Annotated in this window: 12 protein-coding genes; 3 read left to right on the plus strand and 9 right to left on the minus strand. The window is 63.6% G+C overall.

Going from position 1 to position 12,901, the window contains the following annotated elements:
* Window positions 1-133: 133 nt before the first annotated feature.
* On the minus strand, window positions 134-601 hold the full coding sequence (locus tag K1X74_03405; protein ID MBX7165373.1) for a DUF2975 domain-containing protein: 468 nt from the start codon (window positions 599-601) through the stop codon (window positions 134-136).
* Window positions 602-994: 393 nt separating this feature from the next.
* On the opposite strand from K1X74_03405, the gene K1X74_03410 reads away from it, so the two are divergent.
* Window positions 995-1,693: a hypothetical protein gene (locus K1X74_03410; GenBank protein MBX7165374.1), complete on the plus strand. Its 699-nt coding sequence runs from the start codon at window positions 995-997 to the stop codon at window positions 1,691-1,693.
* Between the two features lie 66 nt (window positions 1,694-1,759).
* Here the strand turns inward: K1X74_03410 and K1X74_03415 are convergent, their stop codons facing one another.
* The 5 genes from K1X74_03415 to lysS form a co-directional block, all read right to left on the minus strand.
* On the minus strand, window positions 1,760-3,070 hold the full coding sequence (locus tag K1X74_03415; GenBank protein MBX7165375.1) for a PQQ-like beta-propeller repeat protein: 1,311 nt from the start codon (window positions 3,068-3,070) through the stop codon (window positions 1,760-1,762).
* A 58-nt stretch (window positions 3,071-3,128) separates the two neighbouring features.
* Window positions 3,129-4,010, minus strand: coding sequence for a branched-chain-amino-acid transaminase (ilvE, locus tag K1X74_03420; protein MBX7165376.1), 882 nt, complete (start codon window positions 4,008-4,010; stop codon window positions 3,129-3,131).
* A 130-nt stretch (window positions 4,011-4,140) separates the two neighbouring features.
* Window positions 4,141-4,923, minus strand: a complete 783-nt coding sequence (locus K1X74_03425) for an ABC transporter ATP-binding protein (GenBank protein MBX7165377.1) — start codon at window positions 4,921-4,923, stop codon at window positions 4,141-4,143.
* Complete coding sequence (locus K1X74_03430; protein ID MBX7165378.1) at window positions 4,916-6,523, minus strand: ABC transporter permease; 1,608 nt, start codon at window positions 6,521-6,523, stop codon at window positions 4,916-4,918. Before K1X74_03430 ends, K1X74_03425 begins: the two co-directional genes overlap by 8 nt.
* A gap of 103 nt (window positions 6,524-6,626) precedes the next feature.
* Complete coding sequence (lysS, locus tag K1X74_03435) at window positions 6,627-8,159, minus strand: lysine--tRNA ligase (protein MBX7165379.1); 1,533 nt, start codon at window positions 8,157-8,159, stop codon at window positions 6,627-6,629.
* Window positions 8,160-8,415: 256 nt separating this feature from the next.
* Between lysS and K1X74_03440 the strand changes: the two genes are divergently transcribed.
* Window positions 8,416-8,796: a VOC family protein gene (locus K1X74_03440; protein MBX7165380.1), complete on the plus strand. Its 381-nt coding sequence runs from the start codon at window positions 8,416-8,418 to the stop codon at window positions 8,794-8,796.
* A 70-nt stretch (window positions 8,797-8,866) separates the two neighbouring features.
* On the opposite strand, the gene K1X74_03445 is transcribed toward K1X74_03440, so the two are convergent.
* Window positions 8,867-9,289 carry a transposase gene (locus tag K1X74_03445; GenBank protein ID MBX7165381.1) on the minus strand — a complete coding sequence of 141 codons (423 nt, stop codon included), beginning with the start codon at window positions 9,287-9,289 and terminating at the stop codon, window positions 8,867-8,869.
* 343 nt (window positions 9,290-9,632) lie between these two features.
* Between K1X74_03445 and K1X74_03450 the strand changes: the two genes are divergently transcribed.
* Window positions 9,633-10,349, plus strand: a complete 717-nt coding sequence (locus K1X74_03450; protein ID MBX7165382.1) for a hypothetical protein — start codon at window positions 9,633-9,635, stop codon at window positions 10,347-10,349.
* A gap of 545 nt (window positions 10,350-10,894) precedes the next feature.
* Here K1X74_03450 and K1X74_03455 read toward each other — a convergent pair.
* Window positions 10,895-11,269, minus strand: coding sequence for a hypothetical protein (locus tag K1X74_03455; GenBank protein MBX7165383.1), 375 nt, complete (start codon window positions 11,267-11,269; stop codon window positions 10,895-10,897).
* Window positions 11,270-11,856: 587 nt separating this feature from the next.
* On the minus strand, window positions 11,857-12,813 hold the full coding sequence (locus K1X74_03460; GenBank protein MBX7165384.1) for a transposase: 957 nt from the start codon (window positions 12,811-12,813) through the stop codon (window positions 11,857-11,859).
* Window positions 12,814-12,901 lie beyond the last annotated feature (88 nt).

Genomic DNA, 12,901 nt, shown 5'->3' on the forward strand with positions numbered 1-12,901 from the left:
CGAAGCCGCGGATTAGCGGGCACGCTGGCGATGGTTCTCAGCGACGGGCTCGATCCATTTCACTGCGGCGGATCTCCGCGAAGTCCGGGGGGGCAATCGGGCGAACGGGAACTCGCCGCGCTCGTTGCACCGTTCAATCGCTCTCGGGTCTTGGTTCCAAGGCGTGCCGCAGAACGCGTTCAAGCCGGGCCACGGCCGTGGCGGCGACGATGGCAGGAAGACCGATCAGCACACGCAAGAAAAGGCCTGCTGGCCAGTCGTCGGGATCGCTGAAGAAAAAGAACAGGCCGCTTCCGGCCACAAAACCCACGATGACTTTCGCACAGATTCTAATCGTGCGCAACGCGTGCACGGTCGCCGGCGAGAAAGCCTGATCGTGCACGACATATCCCAGCACGGTGAATGCCTGATAGAGCGCCACGAAAAACGGGACGGAGCCGACGTACGCATAGGCCAGAAAGGGGTCTTTGAAATAGATCTCCAGCAGCGTCGCGTGCTTGTTCCGGCCTTCGAAGTGAGGCTCTCCAAGCAAGAAGACCAGCGCGCCTGTGCCGATGAGCACCAGGGCCATTTGCAGGGCGACCACGGCGATTCGTTTCAAAGTCCGTTCACCAGTTTGGTGCAGCACGCGTCCCCTTGGCCGCGGCATTCGAATCTACTCCTGGCAGACTAGGCCCTCAACGCCGCGGCAGTCCTGTTGGGCGAGCCGCTCTTTCAAGCGTGCATTCTCCTGTGCCGGGGTCCGAAGCTGCCAGGGCGTCACCCGGCTCGGGCGCCCACTTTGCACCGTCCTGTGTCCACCGAAGCGGCCTTTATGTCGCGGAAGTTGGAACATGGCTCCCCAGGCGGTTAGGATGACCTTTAGTCTTCCGAGTCGCTTGGTGCCGGCGGTTTCTTGCATCGCCGAGCGGCGGCGTGGTCTGGCGGGGGGGCACGCGAGGTGCGAGTTCGCCGTTGTCGGCTGAGCAGGTCCCGGGGAAGGAGGGCTCAAACCATGACGGCTTTGCAGCTGCTGACCGCATGGGGACTGATGTGTTGGCAGGGTGCCGCTGCGCCACCGCAAGGCGCCCCAGGAGAGCCGCCGCCCCAGGCTTCGCGGCCCGATCCGGCTGTCGTGTTCGCAGAAATGGACGAGAACCAGGATGGTTTTCTCACGACCTACGAGGTGCCCTACAACAAGCGGCGCCTGTTCCGCGAGTTCCTGGTGCACGCCGACAAGAACCGTGACAAGCGGATCGATCGCGACGAGTTTCTTCAAGGGCTCGCCGAAAACCATCCCGGGCACCCGGCCGGCGACAGTCAAGCGGCCGGCATGGGCAACGCGTTGGACAGCCGCCTGATCAAGGTGCTCGATCTCAATGGCGACCGGATGCTTTCTACGCGCGAGCTGGCCGTAGCCGGCAAGTCGCTCAAGCAGCTCGACGTCGACGGCGATGGTGTGCTGAGCGAGGCAGAACTGTACGGTCCGAAGGCCGTGCCGTCGGAGGCTCCGAAGCCGACCGGGCCCGAACAGTTTTTGGCGAAGGTCAAAGAGGCTGACGCCAACGGCGACGGCAAGATCTCGGCAGACGAATGCCCGCCGTCGCTGCAACTCGTGTTTTCGATCGTGGACGGTGACAGCGACGGTTTTCTCGACGCGCGCGAGATGCAAGCCGCGATGGCTGCCGCCAATTTGTTTATCCCGAAGAAGTGACGGCTCGCGGGCAAGACGCTAACGGTCGGGGTGCCGCGGCCCTCAGGCGAGCAACTCCAGCGCAATTTACGGCTGCGCGGCCACGCTGGCGCAGACCAGTTCGCGGTCGTTTCGTGCGAAGACGTGGCGGTTGGCGTAGGCCGGATGCGCCCAGCAGACGCCGCCGCGCTGGCGCAGCTGCTCGGCGGTGGGCTCGATCAGTTTCGTGCGGCTGAGCTCTTCGAAGCCTTGCGGGGTCAGGCGGGCGATCAGCAATTCGCCGCGCTCGTTGAACATCCAGTAGTGATCGCCGTTGCGCACCGTGTGAATCGTGCTCCACCGCGCGCGGGGCGTGGCCTGCTGGCTCTCCCAAATCCGGTCGCCGGACTTGGCGTCGAGACAGCGCAGCTCGCCATAGCTGTCGACTCCATAGACATATTCGCCATCGAGCACCGGCGTGCTGATGATCGAGTGCAGGCTGTCGGTGTGTTGCTCATCGGGCCCCAAACGGCGCCAGATTTGCTCGACCCGTAGCGCGTCGGGCACGAGCCGCAGCATCAACGAGCCGTCGTAGAACGACGAGACGAACAGCCGCTCGCGATCGACGACCGGCGTGGTGATGGCGATCACCATGCGCGTCGGCACGAAAGGATGCTTCCACAAGGTCTCGCCGCTGGCAGGATCGAGACCCACGACGTTGTCGCCCGTCCAGCACGCCACCACACGGCGGCCCGCCTGCTCGATCACGATGGGCGCCGCATACGATGCACGATCGTCGAGGGCCTTCCAGCGCTCGGCGCCCGAGCGCCGGTCGAATGCGACGACGCACGCGTGTTCGCCGCCGATCTGCACGATGACCAGATCGCCCTCGATGAGTGGCGCCGCGGCGATGCCCCAGATGGGCATTTCGATCTTGTATTCCGTGTTGCAATCGTGTTGCCAGGCGATCGCGCCGCTGGCGGCGTCGAAACAGATCAAATGGCCCATCGTCCCCAGGGCATAGGCCCGGCCGTCGTAGACGGTAACGCTCGCGCGCGGGCCGGCTTCGTAGCCGACGCCGCTGTAATTGCAATCGTAGGCGTAGTTCCAGAGCGGCTTGCCGGTCGCCTCGTCGAAGCAGTGCACACGTTCGATCTGCTTGGGCTCGACGAGCCGATCGGTCACGTAGACCCGTCCCGCCGCGACGGTGGGCCCGCTATAACCGCTGCCGATCTCGGCCCGCCAGCGCAGGGGCAGTTCGGCTTCGGGAAAGCGTTCGAGCAGGCCCGTCTCGCGCCAGACGCCGTCGCGCAGAGGTCCGCGCCACTGGGGCCAATCATCGGCCGCGAGCGGCCCAACGACGAAACACGTACTCCCCGCAACGCAGAACAGGCAGGCGGCTCGCGCGAGATTCAACATCGCTGACCCTGGGGCTGGCGGACAGAGAAACACGACGCGGCGACCGCCGGCCAAAAGATCAGGCCCGCGTGGCGGCGCGGAATTTTTCGATCAGCATCCGCGTGATCGGGCCCGGCGCGCCGGTGCCGATCTTGCGGCTGTCGACCTTTACGACCGGGATCACCTCGGCCGCGGTACCGGTCAAGAAGCATTCGTCGGCAATGTACACGTCGTGCTTGGTCAGCGGCAGTTCGTCGACGGCGATGCCCGCCTCGCGCGCCAACTCGATCACGGCGTCGCGCGTGATGCCGTCGAGGATGCCGGCTTCGAGCGAAGGGGTTTGCAGCCGCCCCTTGCGGACGAGGAACACGTTGTCGCCGGTGCACTCGGCCACCTCGCCCTTGACGTTCAGCATCAGGGCCTCGGCGCAGCCGGCCTGCAGGCCTTCGATCTTGGCGAGAATATTGTTCAGATAATTGAGCGACTTGATTCGCGGGCTGAGCGCGGCCGGATGATTGCGGATCACGCTGACCGTGACGATCTCCATGCCGCGCTCGTAGAGTTCGGCCGGGTAGAGCGAAATGTGATCGGTGATGATGATGATCTGCGGATCGCTCGTGCGATTGGGGTCGAGCCCCAACGCGCCGGCGCCACGGGTGACGACCAGGCGGATATAGGCGTCTTGCAACTGGTTGGCCCGGAGCGTGCGATCGATGGCCTCGCCCATGGCGGCCGCCGACATGGGGATTTCGAGCCAGATGGCCCGGGCCGACTCGTAGAGCCGCTGGAGATGCTGCTCGAGGCGGAACACTTTGCCGCCGTAGCTGCGCAGGCCCTCGAAGACACCGTCGCCGTAGAGCAGGCCATGGTCGTAGACGCTGATCTTGGCGTCGGCTTTGTCGAAGAGCTGGCCGTTGATATACACCTGCAGCGAACTGGAAGGTGCTGGAGCGGCGGACATGGTCGACCTCTCGGTGCGTGCGTCGGAACGGAGGCCGGCTGACATGGCGTGAATCTCCCCCCTCATTGAGCGGCAACGGTGTCGAACCCGTGCCGCTCCGGACACCCATCCGCGGGGGCAGGTTCGCGCATCAGGCGGGCTCGACGCGTCCGGCGGCGAGTCGTACCACGCGGTCTGCCATGCCGGCAATCGCCTGGTCGTGCGTGACCATGACTATAGTGAGGCCCTGCTGGCGGTTCAAGGAAACCAGCAGCCGCAGAATCTCCTGGCCTGTCTCCTGGTCGAGGTTGCCCGTCGGCTCGTCGGCGAACAGCACCTGCGGTCCGGCGGCCAACGCTCGGGCAATCGCCGTGCGCTGCATCTCGCCGCCGGAGAGTTCGCGCGGCTTGTGCGTGGCGCGATGTGCGAGTCCGACGCGCTCGATCCACTCGCGGGCCGCGGCCGTGTGGCGCGCCTGGCGCGTGAGATAGCCCCAGATGCTTTCGCGGATCATCAACGGCACGAGCACGTTTTCGAGGGCCGAGAGCTCGGGCAGCAGGTGATAGAACTGAAAGATCATGCCGAACGTCGCGTTGCGCAAGGCGTCGCGCTCAAGCGGCGCCAGATTGTCGATCCGCCGCGCGCCCAGGTACACCGAACCGGCATCGGGACGATCGAGCGTCGCCAGGATGTGCAACAAGGTGCTCTTGCCCGAGCCGCTCGAGCCGACGATCGCCAGGAATTCGCCTTCGCGCACCGCCAGGTCGACGCCGCGCAGCACGGGCACGGCGATCGGGCCTTTGCGGAAGACGCGTTCGATGCCCGTGGCGCGCAGCGCATAGGCGCCGTCGGCCGGCCGAGCGTGATGCGGTCCGGCCAGGGCCGCCGCCGACGGGGCGCCGGCGCGCGAAACGAGCGATGCGAGGCTACTCATAACGCAAGGCCTCCACGGGATTGAGACGAGCCGCGCGCCGCGCCGGCAACACGCTCGCCAGTATGGCGATCGCCACGGCACCGGCGACGATCCAGGCGACGGTCACCGGATCGACGATCGCGGGAATCTTGTAGAAGTAGTAAATCGACGGGTCGAAGACCTCGCTGCCCGTCAGCCAGGCAAAGACGTCGGCGATTTCGTTGATGTAGATCACGAACAACAATCCGATCACGGCACCGGCGCCGGAGCCGACCAGCCCCAGCGACATGCCATAGCCGAGAAAGATGCCCATCACGCCACCGCTTGAAGCGCCGAGCGCCTTGAGTATGCCGACGTCGCGGGTCTTTTCGACGACGATCATGAAGAAGATCGCCAGAATCCCGAACCCGGCGACGGCGATGATCAGAAACAGCAGGACGTTGAGGATTCGCGTTTCGAGTTGCGCGGCTTGCAGCAGCGGACCTTGCTTGTCGCGCCAGGTGTAGATGCCGTAGACCTGCTCGGGAAACGCCCGCCGCAGCAGGTCGCGCACGACGGGACCGTCGGCGTCGCGCTTGAGCTTGATCTGCAGGGCCGTGACGTTGCCGATGCCGGTGCTCGGATCGAGCATACCGCGCGACTCCTGCAGCGCGCGGAGCGGAACGAAGACCAGGCTCGAGTCGTACTCGCTCATCTTGCTTTCGTACAGGTCGACCACCGTCAGCGGCAACGACACGGCCCGCGGCGGCGAGCCCACCGTGGGAAACGTGAGGCTGACGTCGTCGCCCGGCACGTTCAGAAAGTGATCGCGGCTGTCGCTGCTGCGAAACGAGACGATCGACATGCCCAGAATGATGCCGTCATGCGTTTCTCGGCCGGGATCGAAGATGTTCGCCTCGGCTCCCTCGGGCTGTGCGGTCGCGAAAGGGTTCTGCGGGGTGGGCTCGGCGGGCGCGGCCGTTTCGTCGGTCGTCGCCGGGTCCGTCGCGGCCGGATCAAGCGCCGGATCGCCCTCGACTTGCTCGGCATACGCCTGCTGGGCGAGCGCTGCTTGCCGCGCTTGTTCTTCGCGCCAGCGCCGTTGATATTCGGCATGCCGGCGCCGGTATTCCCAGCCGGCGATCCGCAGTTGCTCGCGCGGCTGCGCCGGACCGTTCGCTTGATGATCGACGACGTCGTAGCCGCCTTCGTGGAGGTCGAAGCTCAGTTGACCGCGATTGTCCGGATGCTGCAGATACTGCGTCAGGTCGGCCGCCAGGCCCGCCGTGGCAGCGTCGACGCCGACGATCTGCACGGGGTGCGTGATCGAATTGCCGCCGTATTCGAAGGTGATCATGCCCGGCACCATCACCGTCGGCGAGATGGCCTCGATGTATTGGCCGGCCGCCTTGCGGATCAGGGCGATGTGCCGATCGGGGTCGTGAAAGCCCTCGAGGCTGCGGCTCTCGAAGGTCACGTCGGAGAGAATGCCGTGAATCCGGCTTTGCATCTCTTGCGTGAAGCCCATCATCACGCTGTTGACGACGATCATCGTCGCGACGCCGAGCGTCACGCTGATGACCGAGGCCAGGGCGATATACCGCGTTCGCAGGTAGCGCCAGCAGAGCAGCAATCGATACATCGCCGGTTCCTTGGCGAAAGGGCCGGTGGCGTTCGGCCGCATCGTGCGCGGCGAACGTTCCGGCCGGACTTCCTTGTCGGCCACCACCGGACGGCGCGGCAGGCTAGCCGCGCTCGGTGGCTTCGAGTCGTAACAGCGGAAACAATATCACGTCGCGAATCGTGGTGCTGCCGGTGAGCAGCATCACCAGCCGATCGATCCCGATGCCCAGGCCGCCCGCGGGCGGCATGCCGTGCCGCAGCGCGCGGATGAAGTCGTGGTCCATCTTGGCCATCGAGTCTTCTTCCTTCTGGCCGGCCAGTTGCGTGCGAAACAGTTGTTCCTGCAGGTCCGGATCGTTCAGCTCGGTATAAGCGTTGGCGATTTCCATCCCTTCGACGAACAGCTCGAACCGCTCGGCCACGGCCGGGTTGTCACGCTTCCGCTTCGTCAACGGGCAGATGCTCGACGGGTAGTCGATCACGAACACGGGCCCGCGCAAAGAGCGTTCGACGCGCTCTTCGAAGACCTCAGTCTTGACCACGTCGGGGTGCTTGCCGGCCGGAGCCAGGCCGATCGATTCCGCAAACCGCGCCACGGCCACCTCGTCGCCCGGCTCGACGCCCGTATGTTCGGCGAACAGTTCGTCGTAGGTGCGGCGGGCGAACGGGGCCGAAAAGTCGATGCGATGTTCGCCCCAGGCGACCGGGCCCTCGTGTCCGATCGCCGCCAGGGCGCCGGTGATGATCGCCTCGGTCAGATCCATCATCGTGCGATAGTCGCCATAGGCCTGATAGGCCTCGAGCATCGTGAACTCGGGATTGTGCCGGGGGCTGATGCCCTCGTTGCGGTAGACGCGGCCCAGCTCATACACGCGTTCGACGCCGCCGACCAACAGACGCTTGAGATGCAGCTCCAGCGCGATCCGCAGGTAGAGCGGCATGTCCAGTGTATTGTGGTGCGTGACGAACGGCCGCGCCGCGGCCCCGCCGGCAATCGAGTGCAACGTCGGGCCTTCGACCTCGACGTAACCGCGCTCGGCCATCGTGTGGCGGATCGATTGGACGATCTTCGTGCGAGCCAGAAAGCGCTCGAGCACGCCGTCGGTATAGGCCAGGTCGAGATAGCGCATCCGTTGGCGCAGCTCGGGATCGGTCAGTCCCTTGTGCTTCTCGGGAGGCGTCTCCAGCGACTTGGTCAGAAAGTGCACCTGCTCGACGAACACGGTCAGCTCGCCGGTCTTGGTGCGTTTCAGCTCGCCGTCGACGCCGATCAAATCGCCCAGGTCGAGACAATCGGTAATCGCCCAGGCGCGCTCGCCGACTTGTTTCTGGCCGATCAACAGTTGGATCCGGCCGGTCCAGTCGCGCAGATCGATGAAATGCAGCTTGCCCGCCTTGCGATGCAGCACGATCCGGCCGGCCACGCGCACCTTCGGGCCATGCATCTCCGGCGCGGCGCCCGCTTCGGCGCCCGGGGGAACCGTGGTCGAGATCTCGCTTTCGCGTGCCCGAACTTCGCCGATCGGGCTCGCATCGTCGAAGCGCTGTCCCCAGGGGTCGACGCCCAACTCTTCGAGGCGGCGCAGCTTGTCCCGGCGCGCGGCTTCAAGCAGGCCGATATCTCGCTCTGCCGATTCGTCGCGCGGTGAAGGCATCGTTCGATCACCTGGGGTGGTGACCACGTGGAACGTCTCCGAGGGCATCCAGCCGGGAACGGTTCGATCCGTCTAAACCTAAGGAGCGACGCATTTTATTGCCGCACGAGGGTGCGTCAACCTCAGCTCTTCGCCGGAGCGAGCCGCCGAAGCGATCTTGCCTTGGACGCTCAACTTGCGCATTGTGCGCCTGCGAAGGGGGCTTGGTGCGCGCCGTGGGTCGTTTTGTGCCGTTGCCGCCGGGTGGATCCAAAACGTGATTGAACGAAGCCATCACGCCAAGATCGGGCTGTTTTGCGTCGAGCTGCGCACCGCGCGCTGGGAGCAAATGGTGCACTGGTATCGGAATGTGCTCGGCCTGCGGGTTCTGGTTCGCGTGGTCGATGATGGCTATGCCCTGCTAGCTGCCGGCGAGACGCGGCTGGCCCTGTTGCAGCGGACACGCTCGGCGGAAGCCTCGCCGCGGTTCAGCCTGGCCTTCGAGGTCGAGGATCTACCGCAATTGGCCACGCGGTTGGCAGCCGCCGGCGAGCAGGTCCGGCCACCGTCGCAAAACGCCGAGGGCTTTCGCGAATTGGTCGCCACCGACCCCGACGGCAACCGCCTGCGACTCTTCTCCTGGCCCCGGCGCGATTAAAAAAGCAGGTCAGCCATTCTGGAGCCGCTGCTGCCCGGCAGAGTTCGGAAGGCAGCGGCAACCCCCAAGATCAACGAGCGAATGTCCGCCCGAGGCTAACAACGGTTCCTGGAACCTTTTCTGGTCGCTCGACGTAGCGCAGCACGGTGAGCAGGTGTTCGCCGCCTTGGATCACGGGACTCTTGAACCGCCCCTGCCAGACGTGTCCGCCGGAGCCGTGGTGCTTGTGATAGCGCTGCGTGTGTGAGATGAGCAGGCTCTGCATCAGGCGGCTGATCGTCGTCTCGGCCGACGGCTGCAACAGCAAATGAACATGATTGTGCAACAGGCAGTAGCCGAACAGCTTGAACGGCCGCCGCTGCTTGAGTTCCCCCAGGGCCCGCAAAAACGCCGCGAAATCATCGTCGCCATGAAAGACGGGCTGGCGATTGTTGCCGCGATTGATGACGTGATACGTTAGACTGGCGCCGACGGGTCGCAGGGGACGAGGCATACATGGCAAGATAGCGGCCCGCGGCGGCCGTGTCCAGAAAACAGTTCTGACCCGGTTTTTGTTTCGTAAATTGGACCTGTCCCCGTTTCTTTTCCCTGTCCCCGTTTCTTTCCTCTATAACTGCACCGCTTCTGGTATTATTACGAAGTCCGGAAATGGCAGAGTCTATATCAACGGCATCTTGCAGTAGTTGTGTGGGGACATGCATATGCGTTGCGAGTCAATTGAGCGAGTTCACCACAATGCTCCGAAGCAGCGACCTAACCTAGTCCAAGTGACATGCATCACGCTCACCTTCGCATCCGCTACGCTCGGAGTGCCCCAGACCGGCATAGCATCGCCTGTGCATTACCGCTTCGAGGGGGTTGTCGACGAGGTCCATTCTATTGTGACGGGTATTGCGGTTGGTGACCCGTTTTCCGGTGAGTTCAGTTACGACGCGGCGGGGTCGACGATTCTGTATGACGGCCCACTCGAGACCGTTTATGGCATTTCGCAGTCGATCGACTTTGATGTCTTGGGAATCGTCGTTAACGGGGACCCCGATTTTTTTCCGCACGCGATGAGCGGCCAGTACGAGATGCATGTCTACAACGACGTTGGAGACTTGGGCCGCGGGTTCAGCGGCGACGCGCTCTTCATCTACTTTTTTCCGCCGACGATTCCAGATATCGAGATTTTGGCGGGAATCTTCTTCGCTGACACGACAGGCAGTGTCTTCTCCGATCGTGCCTTGCCGCCGACGATTGACTTCGCCGACTTTGACCGGTCGGGATTTGGCTTCGGCGCTTATTCACTGACCTATGGCATCGGCGAGACTCTTCTGTTTGGCAGCGAGTTGAGATTGGTTCCCGAACCGTCCTCAGAAGTGCTCTTCATGCTAGGGGCGTTGTTGCTGCTGGGTGCCTACAAGCTCACACGGCGCAACGGAGACGAAGAAACGAGACGAAGAAACGGGGACAGGTCCAATTCTTGCCAATCCGGGCGATCGTCGTTACGCTTGCAGCCATGCCAAGAACCGCGCGTGCCGCACCGGGTGGGTTCGTTTATCATGTGCTGAATCGTGGCGTGGGGCGGATGCGGTTGTTCGACGACGCCAATCATTGCAAGGCGCCCGCGACTACGAAGCGTTCGAAGAGGCACTGGCGGAGACCCTGGCCAAGGTGCCGCTACGGGTCTGCGGCTTTTGCGTGCTGCCCAATCACTGGCACTTCGTGGTCTGGCCGGAAGCCGACGGTCAACTGGGTACGTTTTTCCAACGGCTCACGGTGACGCACGTGACGCGTTGGGTGCGAGCCAAGCGGCGGCTGGGCTTGGCCACGTCTACCAGGGCCGTTTCAAGTCGTTCCCCGTCGAGACCGACGAGCATTTTTACCAGGTCTTGCGGTACGTCGAGCGCAATGCACTGCGGGCCGGCCTGGTCCGCCGCGCCGTCGACTGGCGCTGGGGTAGCGTGTGGGTTCGCGAGCGCGGCGCCGCCGAGCAGAAGGCCTGGCTGTCGAGTTGGCCGGTTCCCCGCCCACGTCGCTGGCGCGAACACGTCAACAAGGCGCACACCGAAGCCGAGTTGGCCGCGCTGCGGCGAAGCGTGCAGCGTGGCACACCCTACGGCAGCACGTCATGGATCGCGTCGACCGCCGCCGCCCTTGGGCTCGAAGCCACGCTCCGCGCGCCCGGCCGACCGCGCAAGCCTTCGCTCTCGGATTCGTAAATTGGACCTGTCCCCGTTTCTTCGCCCGTCGTGAAGTGCGGGATCACCTGCAACTCGATCGTCGCCGCCAGCTCGGTGCAGTCGCCCAGCAGCGCCGCCAGCTTGCGATAGTCGAGCTGCAAGAACTCCTTGAGCACCAGGCAAGCGAACAGTTGCGGCTGCGTGAACTTCTTGGGACTAGAGCGATGCGCGTAGGGCGCCAGCGCCGCGCAACCGATCCGATAGGCAACTGCCAGCACCCGCTTCGGACTCTTGGAAGTCGTACTCATCCAAGCGTGCTACGCACGCCGAGCCGCTAGCGGATGAAGCTGTCGGCGGGTTTTCTACGGAGCAGACCTGTCCCCGTTTCCCCCCCGTTTCTTCCCCCTGTCCCCGTTTCTTCCCCCCAATCGCTTAACGGCGTCGGCGATCCCAAATCTTTGAAAATGAGGTTATAATGTTTGAATACATACTGAGTCCAAACGCTAGTACAGTCGAAGGGATCCACCACAGGAGCACGTCTAGCGAGGCATGATCGACAATCCCCGTGAGCCCCCCAGTTGACCCATAGTGTGGCACTGGTGTACCGAGATTTGCGTACACCAAAGCAGAAAAAAACGACGCAATCGCCGCAAACCCCGCTGCAACCTTTGCGGCCGATGGACCAAATACGTTACGTGCCTGCACAAGTCCTAACAATAAAAAACTCACCCAAGGGGCAATGAATTTCCAAAACGACGAAAATGCCAGATCATGGCTATCGCGACACACAATCGCAGGAACACAAAGCCACACATGCAGTAGTAATATTGCTGCAACCAGAAACATTCTCGAAGTCTGCGATTTTGACTTGGACGGCGTTTGCAAAATCGATCCATTAATTCTCTAGGCGAAGAAACGGGGACAGGTCTGCTCCGTAGAAAACCCTGCTGCGTCTGAGGATCATCACGTTCAGCGTGATCGCTCGCAGGCAGAGTTCGCGGCACTGGGAATGATAACGTCGCGCTCTCAAGGCCGAGCCCAGCAGCCGCTTGAGCATACTGTTGACGGTCTCGACCTGCCAGCGTTGCGTGTAGCGCGTGAGATATAACCAGCGTGCCATTCGCCTGCGCCAAAAGCCGCTCGGCGGCTTCGCGGTCGGGCGGCCGATCTTCGCGGGGATGAACGTGTTCACGCCGCACTCCTCGCGGGCATACTCATGCACATGCTCGGCGTCATAGCCGGCATCGGCCACGAGCGTGGTGATCGCGACGCGCGACAGGGCGTCGTCGAGCGCCGCGTGGAAGTGCGGCACGTCGGGCGCAGGTCCACGGCCCGGCACCAGGGCGAGGATCAAGTGGCTGCGGCAATCGCAGAGCAGGCCCGCCTTGGGAAACCGCCGATAGGTGGTGTTTTGCCAGGCTTTTCCGCCTTTCGCGCGGCGGCGCACGAAGTAGTCGCTCGCGTGATGCGACTCCCAGCCGGTGCCGTCGAGCGCGGCGAGGTGACTGCGATTGCCCAACTTGCGCTGCCGCCGCGCTTGCCCCAGCGACGCCTCGAGCAGTCGTCGCACCGGTCGGATCGACAACAACCGCTCGGCCGCTATTTGAAACGTCGTGAAGTGCGGGATCACCTGCAACTCGATTGTCGCCGCCAGCTCGGTGCAGTCGCGCAGCAGCGCCGCCAGCTTGCGATAGTCGAGCTGCAGGAACTCCTTGAGCACCAGGCAAGCAAAGAGTTGCGGCTGCGTGAACTTCTTGGGACTAGAGCGATGCGCGTAGGGCGCCAGCGCCGCGCAACCGATCCGATAGGCAACCGCCAGCACCCGCTTCGGACTCTTGGAAGTCGTGCTCATCCAAGCGTGCTACGCACGCCGAGCCGCTAACGAATGCAACTATCGGCGGGATTTCTACAGAGCATTCCTGACACCTTTTTACGCCTGT

Source organism: Pirellulales bacterium, assembly GCA_019694435.1.
Classification (GTDB): domain Bacteria; phylum Planctomycetota; class Planctomycetia; order Pirellulales; family JAEUIK01; genus JAIBBZ01.

Excerpts from the sequence above, each read along its gene's own strand:
- K1X74_03410 (MBX7165374.1), top strand. The coding sequence starts at position 995 with ATGACGGCTTTGCAGCTGCTGACCGCATGGGGACTGATGTGTTGGCAG.
- K1X74_03415 (MBX7165375.1), bottom strand. The coding sequence starts at position 3,070 with ATGTTGAATCTCGCGCGAGCCGCCTGCCTGTTCTGCGTTGCGGGGAGT.
- ilvE (MBX7165376.1), bottom strand. The coding sequence starts at position 4,010 with ATGTCCGCCGCTCCAGCACCTTCCAGTTCGCTGCAGGTGTATATCAAC.
- K1X74_03425 (MBX7165377.1), bottom strand. The coding sequence starts at position 4,923 with ATGAGTAGCCTCGCATCGCTCGTTTCGCGCGCCGGCGCCCCGTCGGCG.
- K1X74_03430 (MBX7165378.1), bottom strand. The coding sequence starts at position 6,523 with ATGTATCGATTGCTGCTCTGCTGGCGCTACCTGCGAACGCGGTATATC.
- lysS (MBX7165379.1), bottom strand. The coding sequence starts at position 8,159 with ATGCCTTCACCGCGCGACGAATCGGCAGAGCGAGATATCGGCCTGCTT.
- K1X74_03445 (MBX7165381.1), bottom strand. The coding sequence starts at position 9,289 with ATGCCTCGTCCCCTGCGACCCGTCGGCGCCAGTCTAACGTATCACGTC.
- K1X74_03455 (MBX7165383.1), bottom strand. The coding sequence starts at position 11,269 with ATGAGTACGACTTCCAAGAGTCCGAAGCGGGTGCTGGCAGTTGCCTAT.
- K1X74_03460 (MBX7165384.1), bottom strand. The coding sequence starts at position 12,813 with ATGAGCACGACTTCCAAGAGTCCGAAGCGGGTGCTGGCGGTTGCCTAT.